Here is a 22999-nt window from a genome sequence, read left to right on the forward strand (position 1 = left end):
ATTAGCACGGTTCCACCGTGAGTCAGCCCTGAAAATTGGCTCTGCGTCCGGTTTAAATAGTTGCGCAGGCTATATCCGCTATAGGGCGTCTGGTATGATGAGTGCCCATCACAATTAAGAAAGCAACGAGAACACACTGCTATGGTAATTAAGGCTCAGAGCCCAGCGGGATTTGCTGAAGAGTATATTATTGAAAGCATCTGGAACAGCCGCTTTCCGCCAGGGTCGATTCTTCCTGCTGAACGTGAGCTTTCTGAATTGATTGGGGTAACACGTACCACCCTGCGTGAAGTGCTACAGCGCCTGGCGCGTGATGGCTGGCTGACCATTCAGCACGGTAAACCGACCCGGGTCAATGACTTCTGGGAAACCTCCGGACTGAATATTCTGGAAACCCTGGCGCGTCTCGATCACGACAGCGTGCCGGTGTTGATCGATAACCTGCTGTCGGTTCGCACCAATATATCGTCAATTTTTATCAGTCGTGCCCTGCGTCATCATCCGGAAAAAGCGCGTGAAGTGCTGGAAACCGTCGCCAGTGCCGACGACCAGGCGGATGCCTATACCGAACTCGACTACCGGATATTCCGCGGTCTGGCGTTTGCCTCCGGCAACCCCATCTACGGCTTGATCCTGAATGGGCTGAAAGGGCTCTATACCCGGGTAGGACGTCACTACTTCTCCAACCCGGAAGCGCGTCAGGTGGCGCGTGATTTCTACCTCTCGCTGCTGGCGCTGTGCGATAAAGAACCGAGCCAGGATGAGATCGTGGATGCGGTGCGCAACTACGGCCGTCGCAGCGGTGAAATCTGGCACAGCATGCAAAAAAGCATGCCGGATGACCTCGGCAGTAAACGCTAAAAAAAACCGGACATCACGTCCGGTTTTTTATTCTCAGGTTACAGTGGTGAACCGCGTGGGGGATTGCGATCCAGCAGCTCAACGCTGCCATCTTCATTCTGCTGCTCCAGAATCACATCAAATCCCCACAGACGATGGACATGCTTCAGCACTTCGCGCCGGCTTTTATCCAGCGGGGTGCGACTCTGCGGCACATAGCGCAACGTCAGCGATCGATCGCCACGTAAGTCCACGTTATAAACCTGAATGTTAGGCTCCAGATTGCTCAGGTTGTACTGGGCCGACAGCTGCTGGCGAATCGCCCGGTAGCCCGCTTCATCGTGGATAGCCGCAATCTCAAGGTAATTATTGCGGTCATCATCCAGCACGGTAAACAGCCGGAAGTCACGCATCACTTTCGGCGACAGGAACTGGCTGATGAAGCTCTCATCCTTGAATTCACGCATCGCGAAGTGCAGGGTTTCCAGCCAGTCCGAACCGGCGATATCCGGGAACCAGTAGCGATCCTCTTCGGTCGGTGACTGACAGATACGTTTGATGTCCTGGAACATCGCAAACCCTAAGGCGTAAGGGTTGATGCCGTTGTACCACTGGCTATTGTACGGCGGCTGAAACACCACGTTAGTGTGGCTGTGCAGGAACTCCATCATGAAGCGTTCCGACACTTTGCCTTCGTCATACAGATGGTTAAGGATGGTGTAGTGCCAGAAGGTGGCCCAGCCTTCGTTCATCACCTGCGTCTGCTTTTGCGGATAGAAATACTGGCTCACCTTACGCACGATGCGCAGGATTTCACGCTGCCACGGCTCCAGCAACGGCGCGTTCTTTTCCATAAAGTAGAGCAGGTTCTCCTGCGGTTCAGACGGATAACGCGCTGCTTCAACCTGCACCGTCTCTTTTTCACGCCGTGGCAGAGTACGCCACAGGGTATTTACCTGGCTTTGCAGATACTCTTCGCGGCTCTTCTGTCGCGCTTTCTCCTCCTGCAGCGAGATCTTCTGCGGCCGTTTATAACGGTCAACGCCGTAGTTCATCAGCGCGTGACAGGAGTCGAGCAGTCGTTCGACTTCCTCAACGCCGTAGCGCTCCTCGCAATCACTGATGTAATTTTTGGCAAATAGCAGGTAATCAACAATCGAACCAGCGTCGGTCCAGCTGCGGAACAGGTAGTTATTTTTGAAGAAAGAGTTATGACCGTAACAGGCGTGCGCCATCACCAGCGCCTGCATGGTCATGGTGTTCTCTTCCATCAGATAAGCGATGCAGGGATTGGAGTTGATCACAATCTCGTAGGCCAGACCCTGCTGACCATGCTTGTAGCGCTGTTCGGTTTCAATGAACTTCTTACCGAATGACCAGTGTGAATAATTGATCGGCATACCGACGCTGGAATAAGCGTCCATCATCTGCTCAGAGGTGATCACTTCGATTTGGTGCGGATAGGTATCGAGCCGGTAGAGTTTCGCCACGCGGTCGATCTCGGCTAAGTAGACATCGAGGAGTTCAAATGTCCAGTCTGGTCCGTCATTGAGTCGTTTGCTGTCCTTGATGGGATCGTCAAAGATTGTCGTCATAGCGCACCTCTTTTTTTGCAAACTGGCTGACCCGAAAGGCAACCCGTTCCGGTTATTTAAGGCTTCATCCTGAGAAAGGGAACCCGAAAAAAACTGAGCGAACACAACAATGATAGCCCACTGTCGCTTATCCGAAATGCGAACTCAAATGAATTCTTTGGCAGAAAATCATTCAGAGTGGATTGATGTGGAATTTAATAGCCTTTAACTCGACCATAAATTTAAAATCTGGAATATAATCCTGTTTATAAGCGGTTTGTATGGGGTTGAATGATTCTCCTGCCAAAAGCAGATTTAACTGGCTTCGTTGTCATTTATTTCTGAATTGGCCCGATAAGGCGGATAAATCTCTGTATTTTGCGCGGCGATATGATTTTAGTTACCTGTTAAGTAAAAAAGATGTGAAATAGTTGGTGAAATTTCGGGGTGATATCTGCTGAGTGAATCCGCTGAATGTCGCCTGATGAACAGTGAATTATGCTTTTACATGCCGGGTGGGGGACATATGCACGTTGTGATTCTGGGAAGTGGTGTGGTAGGTGTAGCCAGCGCGTGGTATCTGGCGCGGGCCGGACATCAGGTGACGGTGATTGATCGTCAGCCTGCCGCGGCGCTGGAGACCAGCGCGGGCAATGCCGGGCAGATTTCGCCAGGCTATGCGGCGCCCTGGGCGGCGCCGGGCGTGCCGCTGAAAGCGGTTAAATGGATGTTTCAGCGGCATGCACCGCTGGCGGTGCGGCTGGATGGCAGCAGCTTCCAGCTGGAATGGATGTGGCAGATGTTACGTAACTGCGATATCAACCACTATCAGCAGAATAAAAGCCGGATGGTACGGATTGCGGAATACAGCCGCGATTGCCTGAAAGCGCTGCGCGCCGAAACCGGTATCGCCTATGAAGGCCGGCAGGGCGGCACCCTGCAACTGTTCCGCACCCAACAGCAGTACGACAGCGCCAGCAAAGATATCGCGGTGCTACGCGAAGCGGGCGTGCCCTACGAATTGCTGGAAGCGCATCAGTTGGCGCGGGTTGAACCGGCGCTGGCGGCCACCCAGCATAAACTGACCGGCGGTTTACGCCTGCCGAATGATGAAACTGGCGACTGCCAGCTGTTTACCCAGCGGCTGGCAAAGATGGCAGAACAGGCCGGCGTGGTGTTCCGCTTCAATACCCCCATCGATCACCTGCTGCGCGACGGTAACCGCATCTACGGCGTGAAGTGCGGCGAGGAGATCATCAAAGCGGATCAGTATGTGGTAGCGCTGGGTTCCTACTCCACCGCGCTGCTGCGCAACGTGGTCGACATCCCGGTCTATCCGCTGAAAGGCTATTCGCTCACCATCCCGATTAAAAATCCGGATGCCGCCCCGGTCTCCACCATTCTCGACGAAACCTACAAAGTCGCGGTAACCCGCTTTGACGATCGTATCCGGGTTGGCGGCATGGCGGAAATCGTTGGTTTTAACACCAGACTGACCGAAGCACGGCGGGAAACGCTGGAGATGGTGGTCAGTGATCTCTATCCTGAAGGCGGTCATCTGGCGCAGGCCAGCTTCTGGACCGGATTGCGTCCCATGACGCCTGACGGTACGCCAATTGTCGGTGCGACCCCGGTGGCTAACCTCTGGCTCAACACCGGTCACGGGACACTGGGCTGGACGATGGCCTGCGGTTCAGGTCAGCTGCTGGCCGATCTGATTTCCGGCAAAAAACCGTCGATCGCCGCGGATGACTTATCGGTGTTTCGCTATTTACCCGGTTTCGTGGCGAGTGCTTCGCCACTGCGTAACGCCAACGCTACTCGTTAAGCTCTCAGGGAGAGGAAGGATGTCACGTCCGATTGTCGCTACCATCAATCAGCAGGCATTGCGGCATAACCTGGCGGTGGTTCGCCAGGCCGCGCCTGCGTCCCGCGTCTGGTCGGTGGTTAAGGCTAACGCTTACGGTCATGGTCTTGCCCGCGTCTGGGAAAGTCTGGCCACCACCGACGGTTTTGCCCTGCTTAATCTGGAAGAGGCGATTCTGCTGCGCGAGCAGGGCTGGAAAAAACCGATCCTGCTGCTGGAGGGATTTTTTCAGCCAGAGGATCTGCAGCTGATCGATCGCTATCGCCTGACCACCAGCGTGCACAGTAACTGGCAGATTAAAGCGCTGGCTAACGCGACGCTGTCGGCACCGGTTGATATCTATCTTAAGGTCAACAGCGGGATGAACCGGCTCGGTTTCCGGCCCGAACAGGTGAATGCAGCGTGGCAGAAACTGCGCGCACTTAACAACGTCGCTGAAATGACGCTGATGGCCCATTTCGCGGATGCGGAGAATCCCGACGGCATTATCGTTCCGCTGCAGCGGATTGAGCAAGCGGCCGAGGGGCTGAACTGCCCGCGATCGCTGTCCAACTCTGCCTGTACCCTGTGGCACCCTGAAGCGCATTATGACTGGGTGCGGCCCGGCATTATTCTGTATGGCGCGTCACCGAGCGGCGACTGGCAGGATATTGCCAGCAGCGGTCTGGAACCGGTGATGACGCTGAGCAGTGAGATTATCGGCATTCAGCAGCTGCAGGCGGGTGATGGTGTTGGCTATGGCTACCGTTATCATGCCACCCAGGCGCAGCGGATTGGCGTAGTGGCCTGTGGCTATGCGGATGGCTATCCGCGCCATGCGCCAACCGGAACGCCGGTCAGCGTTGATGGGATCATGACTCAGGTAGTGGGTGCGGTATCAATGGACATGATCACCGTCGATCTGACCCCCTGTCCACAGGCCGGAATCGGCTCGCGGGTGGAATTGTGGGGCGAACAGGTGAAAATCGATCAGGTGGCAAAAGCGGCCGGAACGGTAGGGTACGAACTGATGTGCGCACTGGCTCCCCGCGTTCCGGTTCAGCTAAGTTAAATTCAGGTCAGCGCGGTCACCCGGCCGCGCATCTTCCTGCTGCAGCGCCAGGCGACCAACGCCAGTATGGCACCCAGCAACATCATCAGGCTCAGTGACAGCTTCTCAGCCATCGGCAGCGCCACGATAATCAGGCTGCCTGCCGCACCGCCCGCCATCTGAATAAATCCCTGTAAGGCGGATGCCACCCCAGCCTGTTGCTGATACGGCTCCAGTGCATAGCTGGTGGCCGGACCGACGGTAAACGCCAGTCCCGCGACTGATACCGCCACCGGGAACATATACAGCGCCCAGTGAGTCTGCATCGATGCCGGGAACAGCATCATTCCTGCCAGCAACAGCAGCGCGCCCAGCAACATAGTGACAAACCCCATCGCCAGACAGAAAGGCCGTCCCGCTTTGCGGATGGTTTTATTGACGAACACACTGACGAACATGATCCAGAAGCCGTTAGCGCCAAAAGCAAAGGAGAACTGAATCGGCGATAAGCCACCCTCGGTCATCAAAACCTGCGGAGCCAGCGAGACATAGGTCAGCACCATGCCCAGAGCGCCTGCATTGGCAAAGGCAAAGGCGAGGAAGCGTGGCTGACGCAGAATGGCGGCATACTGCGCAATCGGCAGGCCTTTGACCCGCAGAGTATCGGCCGGACGCGTTTCCGGCAGCCAGATAATCACCAGCAGCATGATCAGCGCGCCGTAGCCGCACAGGAACCAGAAGGGCGCGCGCCAGTCAAAGGCGCTGGCCAGCAGGCCACCCAGCAGCGGTGCCAGGGCTGGGACGATGTTTAACGCGCCATTCAGAAAGCCGTAGGCGCGTGCCGCATCATCACCGCTCAGACGGTCACGTACGCCGCTGAAGGCAACCACCGCACTACAACAGACGCCACAGCCCTGCACCAGACGGGCAATCAGGAACAGCGGAAACGAGGTGGCCGTGGCGGCGATGACGCTGCCTGCGATGTAAAGCGCCAGCCCCAGCAGGGCGATCGGCTTGCGACCGTAGTTATCCACCAGCGGACCGGTCACCAGTTGTCCCAGTCCCATCACCAGCAGAAACAGGGGAATGGTGGTCTGCACCAGATTGACCGGGGTATTCAGCCCTTCCGCAATCTGCGGCAGTGTGGGCAAATAGAGATCGATGCCTAAAGGTGCCAGCAGCACCAGGCTCAATAACAGTAGAGTAAATTTTTGCATAACGACCAGAGGGTAAACGTTCTGTTAAAAAACGAGCCGCAGAGGGTAATGATTCAGGGCGAAAAAAGATAGAGGGGAACGTGCGGAAGTTGCGATGCCTGCTGTAAACAGGCATCGCATAACAGGTTTAGTAAGCACCGTCACGGCGCAGTACCACCCCGGCGGTTTTGAACAGAATGGCGATATCGGTCCACAGCGCCCAGTTTTTGACATACCAGGAGTCAAAGTAGACGCGGGTATCATAATCAATGTCATTACGTCCGCTGACCTGCCACAAGCCGGTCATTCCGGGCTTCGCCATCAGATAGTAATCGACATCGCCAGCATAACGTTCCAGCTCCGCTTCAATCACCGGACGCGGCCCGACCAGACTCATCTCACCACGGATCACGTTCCACAGCTGCGGCAGCTCATCCAGACTGGTTTTACGCAGGAAGCCACCGATCTTTGTAATGCGCGGATCGTTCTTCAGTTTAAAGTCCTTATCCCACTCAATGCGCGCCGCTTCGCTGGTGGCCAGCAGATTCTCCAGCACTTCCTTCGAGTTGGTGACCATTGAACGGAACTTAAGGCATTTAAACTTCTTACCATCCTGGCCGACGCGCTCATGGCCGTAAATCGCGTTGCCGCCGTCGCGTTTCACCATGTAGCAGAGCAGGGCGAAAATCGGACCGAGAAACAGCAGCAGCATCGAAGCGACAATCAGGTCAAAGGCGCGCTTCAGGAACCGCGACGAGTATTTGGCCAGGTTGTTGCTGACCCGCAGGATCATCACTTCATGGCTGAAGATAAACGACATGTCGGTACCGTAGAGTGGCACACCGCGCAGGGTCGGGATCACTGAGACAGAGCGACAGTTCATCTTCGACAGGAACTTCAGCCAGCGGTCGCGCATCGGTTGCTGCTCATATTCCATCGCCACAATAAACTGCACGTTGTCGCGGTCGATAGTTTGCCAGTTGATATCTTTCCAGGTGATCACCGGCACGCCATTAACCGTTTGCTGCGCCGGTACGTCATCTACCGAGATAAATGCCTGCACGTTATAGCCGAGGATCTCCTCGCTCTGCAGCGCGGCGTAGGCTTCGGTGGCGTTACGGCCGGAACCAATAATAATGGTCTCTTTCTGCCACTGACCGGCTTTATTAATGGCGCGCTTAACCAACGCGCGCATTAACGGCAGCAGCAGCAGTGCGTACGTCCAGCTGAACACCCACACCATGCGGGAAAAATCCCACTTAGAGAAAGCAATCAGGGCGAGATCGAGCAGGGAGAAAACGAAAAGCGTCTTAACGATTTCTTTCAGCTCGAACCAAAAGGGTTTGCGATAGGTGTAGTGACGCAGGCGTACCCAGAACCAGCCGGTACACATGACGGACATAATAAACTGCGCGACAAAACGGTATTCAATTTGTTGCGGGGGAATAAAAGTATCCAGCTCTCCCCAAATACCCTGAATAGTGGCGGCCGATAAAAACAACGCCAGATTAAGTGCAATCAAATCAGAAAAACTCAGGGCGAACTTTACGATGATATTTTTACGCGTTCCGCTCCACGAGCGGCTCGGGTTATTCATTATCAATGTACTTGCCATAAAACCTGCTCTCTTTCTTAAGTAAAAGATGGCCTGACCAGAATCAAGTACGCGTTCAGGAGTGGGCTACTGAAAAAATTAAAAAATAATTTTCAGTCTGTTGCAGTCAGTACAGCCAAACGAAGCTGCGAAAAGAGTGACTGACAAAGCGTGATGTCACTCACGAAATATTGCAGCGTTGAGAAAGAGTATGCAGGAGTTATTTGACAGAGTTAATACGGAAAAAATCTGAAAACATCAAAATTGATTAAAGTTTTAAAAGGGTAACTGATTGTTCTGGCAGGATAAAATAAGAGAAGGGGCGGTTATAACCAAACTGTTTAAGACTATTTTTAGGAATTACCGCCAGATTGTCCGACTGGCGGTAATGCAGGCAACTCAGGCTGGCTTCTTTAAAATCCAGCGGTCCTGCTGTTTATCGTAATGCCCGATTTGCAGATTAACCGGTTCGCCGTCGATCCAGGCCGGAACGCTGGTATCACGATCCCAGCCATCCAGTTGCGTAATTAAGCCGGGATTAGTGTCACAGGGGATACTGACGGTGTCGGGGTTCTCACTGTCAAGATCGGCATCCACAATCTCATAACGTCCAATTTTAACCACGTGTCCCATTCATTTCTCCCGTTTATGCTGGCTTGAACTATTAGCTTAGTGCATCAGCAGAAATTAACGTGGCTGAATGATTAGGATTATTCCTTCTCTTCAGCCGGACGCACACCAATCTTCACAATCCGGTTATCTTCTTTCTCGGCGACGGTCCAGGTCAGCTGATTCCATTCCACCTGGTCGCCCACCACCGGCGCGCCACCCAGCATGCTGAGCATCAGTTGTCCCAGCGATTGCTGGTCATTGGTCGCCTCGTCCAGTTCGAGGCCGTAGATTTGCGCCACATCCCGCAGACGGGCTTCTGCATCGAGGATGAAGTCACCAAAGAAGCGCTGATCGAGAGAGACCGGCGGCGACTGACTGAACATCTTGCCGAGCGCCGGCAGATCGCGTTCGCGGCCAATCACGCAGATTACATCGTTCTCTTTCAGGCGCGTCCCGCCGTTGGGGTGCATCAGCACATTGTCGCGGAACAGCGCCGCAATCCGGGTCTCACGCGGCATCTGCAAATCACGCAGCGCGGCACCGACACACCATTTATCGGCGCTGAGCTGATAAACAAACTGCTCCCACGGATTCTCCGGGTGAATATCCAGACCCACCCGGCTGATCGGCGAGGCGGTCGGCGGCACCACCACTTTGGCTTTTTTGGCGGCAAAGCCCAGCGAGGTGCCCTGCAGCATCAGCGACACCAGCACCACGAAGAAGGCAATATTGAAATAGAGCGAGGCGTTTTCTAATCCTGCCATCATCGGGAAGACCGCCAGGATAATCGGCACCGCACCGCGTAAGCCCACCCAGCTGATAAAGAAACGTTCGCGGGTAGTGAAACTGCGGAACGGCAGCAGGCCAATAAACACCGACAGCGGACGTGCCACCAGAATCAGCCACAGCGACAGGATCATCGCCGGCACGGCGATATGCCACAGGTCAGACGGGGTAACCAGCAGACCAAGCACGATGAACATCCCGATCTGACTCAGCCAGGCCATGCCGTCGAAGGTCTGCAAAATACCGTGACGGTTACGGATTGGGCTGTTGCCCAGCAGAAAGCCGCACAGGTAGACCGCGAGGATGCCGCTGCCTTCTAATACCGTGGTCAGGGCGAAAACCAGAATGCCGCCACTCAACGCCAGCAGCGGATAGAGCCCGCCAGCCAGGCTGATGCGGTTGATCAACTGTTGCAGCGCCCAGCCGCCGCCCAAACCTAGCACAATACCCAGCCCGAACTGCTGCACCAGATGCACCAGGAACATCCAGTCGAGCCCGGTCTGACCCTGCTCAATCATCTCAATCAGGGTAATGGTCAGAAACACCGCCATCGGGTCGTTACTGCCGGACTCAATCTCAAGAGTGGAGCTGACGCGCTCATTGAGCCCCTTATCGCCCAGCAGCGAGAACACCGCCGCCGCATCGGTTGAACCGATAATCGCGCCAATCAGAAAACCCTGCATCATATCCAGATTAAACAGCCAGGCCGCCACCACGCCGGTTAAGCCGGCGGTAATCATTACGCCGATGGTCGCCAGCGACAGGGCGGGCCCCAGCGCCACCTTAAACGAGCTGGCTTTGGTTCGCATGCCACCATCCAGCAGGATGATAGCCAGCGCCAGGTTGGAGATCAGGTAAGCGGCGGGATAGTTATCAAAGGCGATACCGCCGATGCCATCAATCCCGGTCAGCATGCCGAGTGCCAGGAAGATAACCAGGATAGGAATGCCGAGGCGCGAGGAGAAAGAGCTGAGCAAAATGCTCGAGGCGACCAGCACGGAACCGATGATAAACAGACTGTAAACTATGGTGTGGTTCAAACCCGGGCTCCTGAGATATGGCGTTGAGTTGCATCAAATCATGACAAATGTCCATGCTATGTCTAAAAGATAATGTTTTATCAAGGAGTTGTCATGGTCAAAATGAAAATTATACGAATTGCTTATTGGCTTATGGAATCAGATTAATGTGAAGAATGAGGGAGTTGGCAGGCAAGGGGGAGAAAAACGACTGTTTTATCAGGTTATTCAGCAGATAAAAAACAAGCCGGTGATAAGCCGGCTTGGATGATCAGGCTTCGGTCGCCTGTTTATGAAACAGAGAACGGAACACCGGATAGATATCTTCCGGTTCGCGAATATGCTCTATCGCGAAGTTGTCGAACATCGCCTGCAGATGCTCATACTCGCGCCACAAGGTCTGGTGGGCGCGACGGGTGATTTCGATATAACTGTAGTAACGCACCACGGGCAGGATATTCTTCGCCAGAATTTCGTGACAAAGCGGTGAATCATCGGCCCAGTTATCGCCATCGGACGCCTGCGCAGCGTAGATATTCCACTGCGCCGGGTCATAGCGATCCTTGACCACCTCATCCATCAGCTTCAGCGCGCTGGAAACGATGGTGCCACCGGTCTCCTGCGAGTAGAAGAACTCCTGTTCATCAACCTCTTTAGCCTGAGTGTGGTGACGGATATAGACCACATCGACATTCTTGTAGGTCCGGCTCAGGAACAGATAGAGCAAAATGTAGAAACGCTTGGCCATATCTTTAGTGGCCTGATCCATTGAACCTGAGACATCCATTAAGCAGAACATCACCGCCTGGCTGGAGGGCTCCGGACGCTTCTCAAAGTTTTTGTAGCGCAGGTCAAAGGTGTCGATAAACGGCACCCGCTCAATGCGTGCGCGCAGTTCAGCGATATCCTTGCGCAGGCGCTCCTCTTCCAGCAGCTGGGCCGGTTCCGATTTCTCAACGATGCTGAGCGTCTCTTCCAGCTCGTGCAGCATCCGCCGTTTCCCTGCGGTCATCGCCGTACGGCGCGCCAGTGAATTTTGCAACGAGCGCACCACACTGATGTTGGCGGGCACCCCGTTAGAGGTGTAGCCGGCGCGGTGCGTTTTGTATTCATTCAGCTGACGATGCTGGTTACGACGCAGGTTGGGCAGCGCCAGATCTTCAAACAGCAGATCGAGATATTCATCCTTGGAAATCTGAAAGACGAATTCATCCTGTCCTTCGCCATCCTGACTGGCGTTGCCCTGACCACTGCCGCCGCCACCGCCGCCCTGCGGTCGCTCAATGCGATCATTCTGCACAAAATGGTCGTTTCCGGGATGCACGCGATGGCGATTGCCGCCGCGTCCCTGGTGGAAAATCGGCTCATTGATGTCATCAATAGGTATCGAAACAGATTCACCGCTGCTGACGTCGGTAACCGAGCGTTTATTGATGGCCTCGGAGATCGACTGCTTGATTTGCGACTTGTAACGGCGCAAGAAGCGCTGGCGGTTAACCGCGCTCTTGTTTTTACCGTTCAGCCGGCGATCGATGAAATAGGCCATAGTGTTCCCCCAAACTACATTGCAAGCAGGTCGGGCTAGCCCGACCTTTAGACGACCGGTATCGAAATACCGGTTTGCTTACTTTAATCAGGACGATTTACGCACACGCAAATACCATTCACACAGCAGGCGCACCTGTTTGCGGGTATAGCCTTTTTCCATCATGCGATCGACGAAATCATCATGTTTCTTCTGCTCATCGGTAGAGGTCTTGGTATTGAAGGAGATCACCGGCAGCAACTCTTCCGTATTCGAGAACATTTTCTTCTCGATCACGGTGCGTAATTTCTCGTAACTGGTCCAGTTCGGATTGCGACCGTTATTGTGTGCCCGGGCGCGCAGCACAAAGTTGACAATCTCGTTACGGAAATCTTTCGGGTTACTGATACCAGCAGGTTTCTCAATCTTCTCCAGCTCCGCATTCAGCGATTCACGATCGAACAGCTGACCGGTATCGGGATCGCGATACTCCTGATCCTGAATCCAGAAGTCGGCGTAGGTCACGTAGCGATCGAAGATGTTCTGACCATACTCGGAATAGGATTCCAGGTAAGCGGTCTGAATCTCTTTGCCAATGAACTCGGCGTATTTCGGGATCAGATAACCTTTCAGGTGCTCCAGGTATTTTTCCGCCTGGTCCTGCGGGAACTGCTCACGTTCAATCTGCTGCTCCAGCACGTAAAACAGGTGCACCGGGTTGGCCGCCACTTCGGCATGGTCAAAGTTGAAGACGCGCGACAGGATCTTAAAGGCAAAACGGGTCGACAGACCGTTCATCCCTTCATCCACGCCAGCGTAGTCATGATACTCCTGCCACGATTTGGCTTTAGGATCGGTATCTTTCAGGCTTTCGCCGTCATAAACCCGCATTTTGGAGTAGATGCTTGAGTTTTCCGGATCTTTCAGCCGCGACAGAATCGAAAAGCGAGCCAGGGTTTCCAGCGTGCCGGGTGCACAAGGCGAGGTGGCCAGCTCACTGTGATTCAGCAGTTTTTCATATATTTTGATCTCTTCTGAGACCCGCAGGCAATAAGGCACTTTGACGATGTAAACACGGTCAAGGAACGCCTCATTGTTTTTGTTATTACGGAAGGTGACCCATTCTGATTCGTTAGAGTGCGCCAGAATGATGCCGTTAAACGGCAGGGCCGAAATACCCTCGGTACCGTTATAGTTACCTTCCTGGGTAGCGGTCAGTAAGGGATGCAGTACCTTAATCGGCGCCTTAAACATCTCGACGAATTCCATGATGCCCTGGTTAGCGCGGCACAATGCGCCGGAGTAGCCGTAGGCATCAGGATCGTTTTGCGCGTGATTTTCCAGTTTACGGATGTCCACTTTACCCACCAGCGCCGAGATATCCTGGTTGTTCTCATCGCCAGGTTCGGTTTTGGCAATCGCCAGTTGTTCAAGAATCGATGGCCAGACCTTAACCACTTTAAAGCGTGAGATATCGCCACCGAAATCGTGCAGACGTTTGGCCGCCCACGGCGACATAATGGTACCGAGGTAGCGACGCGGCACGCCGTACTCTTTTTCAAGGATATGGGCATCTTCCTGCGGGTTGAACAGGCAGAGCGGATGGTCATTGACCGGGCTGCGTTCGCCATCGGCGCTCAGCACGTAGATCGGTACGCGCTGCATCAGCGATTTAAGCCGCTCAGCCAGCGAGGATTTACCGCCGCCGACCGGACCCAGCAGATAGAGGATCTGTTTCTTCTCTTCAAGTCCCTGAGCGGCATGTTTCAGGTAGGAGACGATTTGTTCAATCGCTTCCTCCATGCCGTAAAACTCCTCGAACGCCGGATAGCGTCCCATCACACGGTTGGAGAATATTCTGGAAAGGCGTGGCTCCTGAGCAGTGTCAACCATTACTGGCTCACCAATAGCCATTAACAGTCGCTCTGCAGCGTTGGCGTATGCACTGCGATCCTGCTTACAGATAGCAAGAAATTCCTGCAGTGTGAACTCTTCGTCCTTGGCAGCTTCATAACGCTGACGATAGTGATCGAATATATTCATAGCGATGCCCGTCCTTTCGTTTTTAGCACAGGTAAGGAGCGTAATTAGAGGCTCATGCAGCTCCCGGAAGATATTCTCTATTGAGTACAGCAACCCTTATGCCAACCTGATCGTTTTTATCGGGATACACAACTTTTATGGTTACTCTGCTCGTACAATATGTCTGGTCTTACTTCTAACTGTAGATGGCTTCTAAGAAATTTCCTCCATGGCTGTGGATAGGTGAGGGTGAGATCAACAACATAATCGGTTTGATGTAAGGCCGGTATGCGCCTCTGTTGACTTAACTTAACGTGATTTTAACCTTTAATGCCACTTTCAGCGGCTGGTCGCTTAAAGGAATTCGATATAAGTTAATCCAGTCGCAAAAAAACGTTAGACTTCATGTTTGATTGTTATATTTATGGAATGAATAAATTGTGAACCAATTCAAATTTAAGGCGCTTGTCGCACTTTTACCTTGTTATTTGCTCTCTGGCGGCGTTAACGCCGCACCGCTTTCTGTCGGTGCTTCAGTGATTTATGCCGAGTCCCCTTATCGTGGTGGTCAGGACCGTTATCTGCCGGTTCCGGTGATCAATTACGAAGGTGAAGACTTCTGGTTCCGCAGCCTGCAGGGCGGTTACTACCTGTGGAAAGATCCGCAGAACCAGCTGTCACTGACGGTGCTCGGTTCCCCGCAGGAATACAAACCCAGCGACAACGATCTGGGCGATATGAAAGGGCTGGATAAACGTCGCATGACCCTGATGGCGGGTGCCACCTACCGTCATACTGCCGACTGGGGTATTGTTCGCACCGCCTTACTGGGTGACGTGCTGAACAACAGCAACGGTATGATCTGGGACTTAACCTACCTTTACCGTTTCGAAATGGGTGATTTCAGCCTGACGCCGGGTATTGGTGCGATGTGGAACAGTGCCAATCAAAACCGTTATTACTACGGTGTTTCCGGCCATGAAAGCGCCCGTACCGGCATCAGCCGCTACAATCCGGATGACAGCTGGTCACCTTATGTCGAGCTGAGCGCCAGCTATCAGATTTCGCCGGAGTGGAACGTTGGCGTCGTCGGACGCTATACCCGCTTCGACAGCGAAATCAAAGACAGCCCGATGATTGATAAAAGCGGCCAGGCGACACTCTGGACCGGCGTCAGTTACACCTTCTGATAACGCACTAAACGAGGGCATTTTATGCCCTCTGTTCTTTTATGGGGCCTCATAATGGGGCGGGAGAGCGGAATGCGTAACCTCATCAATTTTGCCGGCCATCACGCTCTGCCGGTGATCGGCCAGGGCAGCTGGTATATGGGCGAAAACCCGGCGCAGCGTGCAACCGAAGTCGCTGCGCTGCAGGCCGGACTGGCATGCGGTCTGCGCCTGATCGACACGGCGGAAATGTACGCTGACGGCGCTGCCGAACAGGTAGTGGGTGAAGCGCTGCAGGGGCGTCGTGACCAGGCGCTGGTGGTGTCTAAAGTCTATCCGTGGAATGCCGGTGAGCAGGATGCTATCGGGGCCTGCGAGCGCAGCCTGCGCCGCCTGAGAACCGATTACCTCGATCTTTACCTGCTGCACTGGCGCGGTAACGTTCCGCTGGAAGAGACGATACGGGCGATGGAACGTCTGCAGCAGCAGGGTAAAATCCGCTACTGGGGCGTCTCTAATTTCGATACCGATGATATGGCTGAGCTGTGGGATGAAGCGGGTGGGGCGCAGTGCGCGACCAATCAGGTACTGTACCATCTTGGCTCACGCGGCATTGAATATGATCTGTTGCCAGCCTGCCAGCAGCGAAACCTGCCGATCATGGCTTATTGTCCGCTGGCACAGGCCGGACGACTACGCGATAGCCTGTTCAGCGATCCACAACTGACCCGGCTTGCACAGCAAAAGGGCATCAGCGTGGCGCAGCTACTGCTGGCGTGGGTAATCCGTCAGCCTGGGGTTATCGCCATTCCCAAAGCCAGTTCTGTCGCCCATGTGCAGGAAAATGCTGCGGCGCTGGAGGTGGTTCTGACAGAGGACGATCTCAGCCTGATCAACCAGCGTTATCCGGCACCGCAGCACAAGTTGCCGCTCGACGTGGTTTAAGCCTTAACCGCCTCGCCGCTGACTTTTTTCTTCAGGCGGAAGGTGGTGGCCAGACGGGCCGGCTTTTCGCCTGCACTGCGCAGTGGCTTGTTGATACGGGCCGTCTCGACGCAAACCATGGTCTTGTAGCCCTCATTCGGCATATCGGCCATGCTGCAGGAGAGCTCAACCCCTGGATTCCACGTAACAACGTCACTGTGATGGTGATGATAGACTTCAATCTGCCGCTGAGCAGCCGGATCGTTGATCACTGAGCAGTCTTCGGCTGCGGTAAAGATGCGGTCAATCCGGCCCGGATAGCGCTGCTTACCGTCACTGCTGCCGATCTCACCCTGATTTACCTTGTCGATATAGCTGTTTCCCAGCCCTGACACTTCAACGCCGCTGATATCGCTGACGGTGAAATAACTGTGCAGCGCGGCGGTTGCTTCAAAGTCACCGTGCGCTTCCAGTTCGATCTCGCAATGCTGGCCGAGCCGGAAGCGGGCAATTAAGGTGAACTCATGCGGCCACAGCTTCAGCGTCTGAGCATTGCTTTCCAGCACCAGCGTCAGCATCACGCCATCTTCATTTTCATCATGCGCTGACAGCGTCCACGGCTGATTGCGGGCAAAGCCGTGCGCCGGTTCGCCTGCCGGGCCAAACCAGGGCCAGCAGATCGGCACGCCGCCGCGAATCGCTTTACCGGCCGCAAACTGGCTCTTGTCACTGAGCCACAGTACCGGTTGCTCACCGCTGGGCTGCCAGGCAATCAGATGGGCGCCCTGCAGTGTCAGAGCCGCACGTACTTTGGGATGACTGACGATAATCGCCGGCAGTTCTCCGACCTGACGCTGCGAGAGGTAAGGGGAGATCTGCGTCACCACCGGCAGAGAAAACAGTTTATCTTGCATGTTCGATTCCTTCCTGAGCGGATCAAAAAAAGGGCGACCGAAGTCGCCCTTATTCTCAATGATGTCTGGCTGCCTTATTTAGCAGAAACCAGCGCAATCAGGTCGAGAACTTTGTTTGAGTAGCCAGTTTCGTTGTCATACCAGGAAACCAGTTTCACAAAGTTGTCGTTCAGCGCGATACCGGCTTTAGCGTCAAACACTGAAGTCAGGATTTCGCCGTTGAAGTCAGTAGAAACCACGTCATCTTCAACATAGCCCAGCACGTCTTTCATCTCGCCTTCTGCAGCGGCTTTGATAGCAGCACAGATTTCTTTGTAAGAAGCCGCTTTTTCCAGACGTACAGTCAGGTCAACGACGGAGACGTTAGGGGTTGGTACGCGGAAAGCCATACCGGTCAGTTTGCCGTTCAGCTCTGGCAGAACTTTACCCACTGCTTTCGCTGCGCCAGTTGATGAAGGGATGATGTTCTGAGATGCGCCGCGGCCGCCGCGCCAGTCTTTGTGAGACGGGCCATCAACGGTTTTCTGGGTAGCGGTAGTTGCGTGAACAGTGGTCATCAGACCTTCAACGATACCAAACTTGTCGTTGATCACTTTTGCCAGTGGAGCCAGGCAGTTAGTGGTGCACGATGCGTTAGAAACGATATCCTGACCCTGGTATTTGTCGAAGTTTGCACCACGAACAAACATTGGGGTGTCATCTTTCGATGGACCAGTCAGAACAACTTTCTTCGCGCCTGCAGTGATGTGTTTACGTGCAGTTTCATCGGTCAGGAAAATACCGGTTGCTTCAGCAACAACGTCAACGCCGACTTCGTCCCACTTCAGGTTAGCCGGATCTCTCTCAGAGGTAACACGGATTTTCTTGCCGTTAACAACCAGCGCGCCGTCCTGAACTTCTACGGTGCCGTCGAAACGACCGTGAGTAGAGTCATACTTCAGCATGTACGCCATGTAATCGGCGTCCAGCAGGTCGTTGATTGCAACGATTTCGATGTCAGAACGCTGTTGAGCAGCACGGAAAACGATGCGACCGATACGGCCAAAACCGTTGATACCTACTTTGATAGTCATATATTCCACCAGCTATTTGTTAGTGAATAAAAGGTTGCCTGTAAAATTACAAAAACCTTACCAGGCGTCAAGCGGAATCGTGTCAATTGTTGCGACAGGTCAATTCGCCTGAAAGGAATTATTCGATGCGCAATCGCTTGCGGACCGCCAATGATATCGCGCTTCGTTTAATCAATCGCCGAATATATAGGGATGCTCCGGATAAAAGGTGATCGAAGTCACAAATCCGGGTTGCAGACGTCGGACTGAAAGGGTGAGCACGAAAAAAGACCCGCCTTATGTTGATCATTTGTTAGAATAGTAGTCGAAATTTTCAGAATGGCACCTTCCGGAATCTTAAAAATGGCTAAAGACACCGCACCCGAAGCAAAAATTGCGCAGCTGACAGAAATGCAGCGTTATGTGACCCAGCATCGCGGAACGGAGCCGCCTTACAGTGGCGCACTGCTGCACAACAAACAGGAAGGCATTTACCACTGTCTGGTCTGTAACGCGCCGCTGTTTCTGTCTGAGACCAAGTATGATTCAGGTTGTGGCTGGCCGAGCTTTTACCAGCCGGTGAGCGACGACGCGATTCGTTATATTGAAGATGATTCACACGGCATGCAGCGCATTGAGATTCGCTGTGGTCAATGTGACGCACATCTGGGACACGTCTTCCCTGATGGCCCGCAGCCGACCGGAGAACGCTATTGCGTCAATTCCGCCTCACTGAATTTTACTGACGAGCAGGGCGAACAGACCAAAGGATAATGGCGATGAAGCAGCAACTTGAAGCGATGCTCGCCGCAATGACGCCGGAAGTCTATCAGCGACTGGCGACGGCGGTAGAGATTGGGAAATGGCCGGATGGCGTAGCGCTAACGCAGGAACAGCGCGACAACTGCCTGCAGCTGGTGATGCTGTGGCAGGCGCGGCATAACGACAGCCCGCAGCACATGACGATTGGCAAAGACGGTGAGATGGTCACGAAGTCGAAAAAGCAGCTTAAAGAAGAGTTCGGCATCGACTCAGACGTGACCCGCCTCAACCTGCACTGAATGAGCCACCTTCACCGTCAACGGTTGACCCGCCTTTACCGGCAAAAAAAAGCTGGCTTAGCGCCAGCTTTTTTCATATCAGCACCGCGCCCTGGGCGGTCATTTGCGCGAAAGCGATCTCGCTGTCCTCGGGATTCAGGTTCACGCCGCGACAGCCTTCTTTGACCACCTCAACGTGATAGCCCAGCTCGAGCGCGTCCAGCACGCTGTATTTCACGCAGTAGTCGGTCGCCAGTCCCAGCACCACCAGATGCGTGATCTCGCGTTCGCGTAACCAGCTGTCGAGTTCGGTTTTGCGGCGATGGCCGTTATCGAAGAAGGCGCTGTAGCTGTCAACATCCTGGTCCTGACCCTTATGGAACACCGCATCAAACAGCGAACGCTCGAGGCCAGGATGGAAATCGGCCCCCTGGCTTCCCTGAATGCCGTGATCCGGCCACCAGATCTGCGCCAGACCGTTTAATTCGCCGAGGGTGTACACCGGTTCGCCGGAGACCGAGGCGAAACTGCCATGGTCAGCCGGATGCCAGTCCTGCAGCGCGACCACCGGTTCACCGTTCTGGATGAAGGTGCGCGCATAGCGGTTGGCGACCTCAACAGTCTGGTCGCCTTCATGGACGGCCATTGGGCCGCCCGGACAAAAATCATTCTGGATATCAATAATGATCAGTGCGCGTTTCATTACAAGTCGCTCCGTCTCAATCTTCTGTCAGTTCACCGCGCAAATTTTGCTGCATTTTGCTGCGTATTTCATCGGCGGAGAGGTTCTGGCTGAGTAAGAAGTGCAGCTTAGTCAGCGCTGCCTCAACGGTCAGATCAAAACCGCTGATGACGCCAGCATGTTCCAGCGCGTTGCCGGTGGCGTAGCCGCCCATATTGACCTTGCCCGAAATGCATTGGGTCAGATTGACCACCACGATACCGCGCTCGCTCGCCTGCTGGAGTTCTGCCAGGAACTCCGCATTCTGCGGCGCGTTGCCGACACCGTAAGAGCGCAGGATCAGCGCTTTTACCGGCTGACGCAGGAAGTTGCGTACCACATCGGCCGAGATGCCTGGATAGATGGTCACCACGCCAATCGGCTGGGGCGTAATAGTGTGCACAATCAGTGCACCCTGGTCTTGCGGTGCAGGCGGGGTATTCAGGCGGCGAATATGAATACCGGCTTCCAGCAGCGCGGAGAGGTTAGGCGAAGCGAAAGCATTAAAGCCATCGGCATGCGCTTTGGTGGTCCGGTTGCCGCGGTAGAGCGTATTGTTGAAGAACAGCGACACTTCGCTGATCGGATAATTGGCCGCGACATACAGCGAGTTCAATAAGTTTTGCTGCCCATCTGAACGTAGCTCCGCCAGCGGAATCTGCGACCCGGTGACGATAACCGGTTTAGCCAGATTCTCCAGCATGAAGGAGAGGGCCGACGCGGTAAACGCCATGGTATCGGTGCCATGCAGAATCACAAAACCATCATAGTGATCATAATTCTGCCGGATATCCTCTGCGATTGACTGCCAGTCCTGCGGCGTCATATCGGACGAGTCGATCAGCGGCTGATACTCATGAATGGTGAAATCGGGCATCTCGGGACGGTGGAATTCAGGCATGTTAGCCAGCTGCTGCTGCAGATGGCCGGAAACCGGAATGTATCCCTGTGCCGATCGCTGCATACCAATGGTACCGCCAGTGTAGGCTACGTAGATGTTTTTCTTTTGCATTAGAGAACTCAGACTTGCCGTAAAACGCGCAGTATAAGGGGAAAGGCGGGGAAAAGCAGCCCGACCATCGGCCGGGCTGCGAGGTTTATCGCACAGTTTAACGCACGTCGCCGCAGTTCAGGCAGAAGGCGTAACGGTTTTGCGGATCGTTAAGATGATCAAACAGACCGGGTTGGGCTTTCATCGCGCTCATCACATCCAGCATCGGCGCAGGCAGCCAGGCCTTGAGCGGATTCGGCAGCACCGCGCGTACCGAGGCGTTGACCTGGTTCAGCATCATATCGAGGAAGCTCGGGTCATCCTGATACCAGCTCAGCTGCGGTTTGCTGACTTTTGCCAGCTCACCGGCTTTCTTAACCGCATCGTCAAAGTCACCCAGTGCATCGACCAGCCCATTGGCTTTGGCATCGCTACCGGTCCAGACGTGGCCCTGCGCGATGGCGTCAATCTGCTCCGGCGTCTTGTTGCGTGACTTCGCCACCAGACCCACAAAGTTGTGATAACCATTTTCGATGGTCAGCTGCATCAGCTGCTGAACTTCGGTTGGCAGCGCTTTGGTGGTGGAGATATCAGCCAGCGGCGAGGTGGCTACACCGTCGGTGTGCACACCAATCGCATCCAGACTGTTTTCCAGCGTATTGATTACGCCAAAAATACCGATAGAGCCGGTCAGGGTGCTTGGGTTAGCCACGATGTAGTTGGCTGGGGTCGAAATCCAGTAGCCGCCGGATGCCGCCATGCCGCCCATCGATACCACAATCGGCTTACCGGCAGCATGCGCCGCCGCCAGCTCTTCGCGAATCGCTTCAGAGGCGGTCACGCTGCCGCCTGGGCTGTTAACCCGCAGGATAATGGCTTTGATTTTCGGATCGAGACGCGCATCGCGAATCTGTGCGGCGGTGGTATCGCCACCGACGTTGCCTGGCGTCTCTTCACCGTCCATGATCGCGCCGCTGGCGAGCACCACAGCAATGTTGCCATCCTGCGCCGAGGCCGGTTTAACCGCGTAGTCGTAGATGCTGACGCTGCGATAATCATTACTCTGCTTATCAAGGCCAAAGGTTTTCACCAGCTCCTGATCGGCGGCGGCACGGGAACCCAGCGCATCCACCAGCTTGTTATCCAGCGCGTACTGCGCAGTATCGCCTTTAACCGCATTCAGCCCGGCAATCACCGCCGCTGCACCCGGGAATAGCTGCTCTGGCGTAATCTGACGGTTCGCTGACACGGTATTCAGGTAGTTCTGCCACAGCTGACCCACCCAGCGGCTATCGGCGTCGCGGGCGGCAGGTGACATATCGTCACGCAGGAACGGCTCTACCGCAGATTTATAGGTCCCGACCCGGAACACATGGGAAGTGACTTTCAGTTTTTCCAGCAGGGTTTTGTAATACAGGCCGTTGGTGGCAAACCCGTGCAGATCGACCGTGCCCTGCGGCGACAGGTAGATTTTGCTGGCGTAGCTGGCGAGATAATATTGCGCCTGGCTGTAGCTGTCGCCCAGCGCATAGATCGGCTTGCCGCTGTCGCGGAATTCGCGCAGTGCTTTACCAACGTACTGCAGCGAAGGCTGATCGCCGCCGGCAAAGTCGCGTAAATCCAGCACCATGCCTTTAATGTTATTGTCCGTTTTGGCCTGACGAATCGCATCAACTACGTCAAACAACGAATTTTCCTGCAGCCGATCGCTGCTGGCACCCAGCAACTGCCGGCCAATTTTGCTCAGCCGATTACTGACCGAAGGCTTATCGACCAGCACACCGCTGAGATCGACCCGCAGCGCACCTTGCTGCATCGGCGCTGAACTGCCGCCCGATCCGCTCACCTGCAGCCAGATCCCGACACCTACCACAATCAACAAAATCAGGAAAATATTCAGAATGAATTCCCTGATAAAATTTAATACCCGCCAGGTCCAGCGAAACAGACCTGCAATAATTCGCCACAATGTGCGCATCAGACTCTCCATATTCATGTAGCCGGAAGTGGCCGCCGCGCGTACCAGGCTTCCCCGACGAGCTCATCCTAAAGAGCAGCGTGCTAAAAGTCAGCAGGAATTCACCGCCGACTGTTACAAAAAATCTGACTGTGCCAGGATTACA

Annotated in this window: 19 protein-coding genes; 7 read left to right on the top strand and 12 right to left on the bottom strand. The window is 54.4% G+C overall.

Translation table 11 applies throughout. The features are described 5' to 3' along the window. The first annotated feature begins 141 nt into the window (after positions 1-141). On the top strand, positions 142-861 hold the full coding sequence (gene fadR / locus ACLIBF_RS09135; RefSeq protein WP_031374614.1) for a fatty acid metabolism transcriptional regulator FadR: 720 nt from the start codon (positions 142-144) through the stop codon (positions 859-861). 38 nt (positions 862-899) lie between these two features. Here the strand turns inward: fadR and ACLIBF_RS09140 are convergent, their stop codons facing one another. Further along, positions 900-2435 carry a SpoVR family protein gene (locus ACLIBF_RS09140; protein ID WP_031374613.1) on the bottom strand — a complete coding sequence of 512 codons (1536 nt, stop codon included), beginning with the start codon at positions 2433-2435 and terminating at the stop codon, positions 900-902. A gap of 487 nt (positions 2436-2922) precedes the next feature. Between ACLIBF_RS09140 and ACLIBF_RS09145 the strand changes: the two genes are divergently transcribed. Continuing rightward, positions 2923-4242 (top strand): D-amino acid dehydrogenase, encoded by a 1320-nt coding sequence (locus ACLIBF_RS09145; RefSeq protein ID WP_338137927.1) that lies wholly within the window; start codon positions 2923-2925, stop codon positions 4240-4242. Positions 4243-4261: 19 nt separating this feature from the next. After that, positions 4262-5332 (top strand): catabolic alanine racemase DadX, encoded by a 1071-nt coding sequence (gene dadX, locus ACLIBF_RS09150; RefSeq protein WP_031374611.1) that lies wholly within the window; start codon positions 4262-4264, stop codon positions 5330-5332. Positions 5333-5334: 2 nt separating this feature from the next. On the opposite strand, the gene ACLIBF_RS09155 is transcribed toward dadX, so the two are convergent. From ACLIBF_RS09155 to yeaG, 6 genes are all read right to left on the bottom strand, one after another. Beyond that, complete coding sequence (locus ACLIBF_RS09155; RefSeq protein ID WP_089561431.1) at positions 5335-6528, bottom strand: multidrug effflux MFS transporter; 1194 nt, start codon at positions 6526-6528, stop codon at positions 5335-5337. A 127-nt stretch (positions 6529-6655) separates the two neighbouring features. Further along, positions 6656-8122 (bottom strand): undecaprenyl-phosphate galactose phosphotransferase WbaP, encoded by a 1467-nt coding sequence (gene wbaP / locus ACLIBF_RS09160; protein ID WP_031374609.1) that lies wholly within the window; start codon positions 8120-8122, stop codon positions 6656-6658. Between the two features lie 378 nt (positions 8123-8500). Continuing rightward, entirely contained in the window at positions 8501-8734 is a 234-nt protein-coding gene (locus ACLIBF_RS09165) for a DUF1480 family protein (protein WP_069728546.1), read from the bottom strand. 77 nt (positions 8735-8811) lie between these two features. Continuing rightward, positions 8812-10539: a potassium/proton antiporter gene (locus ACLIBF_RS09170; protein WP_031374607.1), complete on the bottom strand. Its 1728-nt coding sequence runs from the start codon at positions 10537-10539 to the stop codon at positions 8812-8814. 250 nt (positions 10540-10789) lie between these two features. Then, on the bottom strand, positions 10790-12064 hold the full coding sequence (locus ACLIBF_RS09175) for a YeaH/YhbH family protein (RefSeq protein WP_089561432.1): 1275 nt from the start codon (positions 12062-12064) through the stop codon (positions 10790-10792). An 87-nt stretch (positions 12065-12151) separates the two neighbouring features. Next, the gene (yeaG, locus tag ACLIBF_RS09180) at positions 12152-14086 is read right to left on the bottom strand and encodes a protein kinase YeaG (RefSeq protein ID WP_031374605.1); all 1935 of its coding nucleotides are present in this window, start codon (positions 14084-14086) and stop codon (positions 12152-12154) included. Positions 14087-14505: 419 nt separating this feature from the next. Here yeaG and ACLIBF_RS09185 point away from each other — a divergent pair, with 419 nt between their 5' ends. Beyond that, positions 14506-15255 (top strand): MipA/OmpV family protein, encoded by a 750-nt coding sequence (locus ACLIBF_RS09185; RefSeq protein WP_031374604.1) that lies wholly within the window; start codon positions 14506-14508, stop codon positions 15253-15255. A 72-nt stretch (positions 15256-15327) separates the two neighbouring features. Further along, positions 15328-16179: an aldo/keto reductase gene (locus tag ACLIBF_RS09190; RefSeq protein WP_448309560.1), complete on the top strand. Its 852-nt coding sequence runs from the start codon at positions 15328-15330 to the stop codon at positions 16177-16179. Here ACLIBF_RS09190 and ACLIBF_RS09195 read toward each other — a convergent pair. Both ACLIBF_RS09195 and gapA read right to left on the bottom strand, forming a co-directional pair. Next, positions 16176-17072, bottom strand: coding sequence for a D-hexose-6-phosphate mutarotase (locus tag ACLIBF_RS09195; protein ID WP_069728543.1), 897 nt, complete (start codon positions 17070-17072; stop codon positions 16176-16178). The genes ACLIBF_RS09190 and ACLIBF_RS09195 overlap by 4 nt on opposite strands. Positions 17073-17146: 74 nt before the next feature. Beyond that, the gene (gene gapA / locus ACLIBF_RS09200; protein ID WP_069728542.1) at positions 17147-18145 is read right to left on the bottom strand and encodes a glyceraldehyde-3-phosphate dehydrogenase; all 999 of its coding nucleotides are present in this window, start codon (positions 18143-18145) and stop codon (positions 17147-17149) included. A gap of 342 nt (positions 18146-18487) precedes the next feature. Between gapA and msrB the strand changes: the two genes are divergently transcribed. Further along, positions 18488-18898, top strand: a complete 411-nt coding sequence (gene msrB, locus ACLIBF_RS09205; protein WP_031374600.1) for a peptide-methionine (R)-S-oxide reductase MsrB — start codon at positions 18488-18490, stop codon at positions 18896-18898. Between the two features lie 5 nt (positions 18899-18903). Beyond that, the gene (locus ACLIBF_RS09210) at positions 18904-19185 is read left to right on the top strand and encodes a YeaC family protein (RefSeq protein WP_031374599.1); all 282 of its coding nucleotides are present in this window, start codon (positions 18904-18906) and stop codon (positions 19183-19185) included. A 73-nt stretch (positions 19186-19258) separates the two neighbouring features. Here ACLIBF_RS09210 and pncA read toward each other — a convergent pair whose 3' ends face one another. From pncA to sppA, 3 genes are all read right to left on the bottom strand, one after another. Then, a complete protein-coding gene (gene pncA / locus ACLIBF_RS09215) occupies positions 19259-19867 on the bottom strand; it encodes a bifunctional nicotinamidase/pyrazinamidase (protein WP_031374598.1) in 609 nt (202 codons plus the stop codon). A 16-nt stretch (positions 19868-19883) separates the two neighbouring features. Beyond that, positions 19884-20897 carry an asparaginase gene (gene ansA, locus ACLIBF_RS09220; RefSeq protein ID WP_159223474.1) on the bottom strand — a complete coding sequence of 338 codons (1014 nt, stop codon included), beginning with the start codon at positions 20895-20897 and terminating at the stop codon, positions 19884-19886. Positions 20898-20994: 97 nt separating this feature from the next. After that, positions 20995-22854: a signal peptide peptidase SppA gene (gene sppA, locus ACLIBF_RS09225; protein ID WP_089561435.1), complete on the bottom strand. Its 1860-nt coding sequence runs from the start codon at positions 22852-22854 to the stop codon at positions 20995-20997. Positions 22855-22999 lie beyond the last annotated feature (145 nt).

It is taken from the genome of Pantoea sp. PGP6, assembly GCF_053474785.1.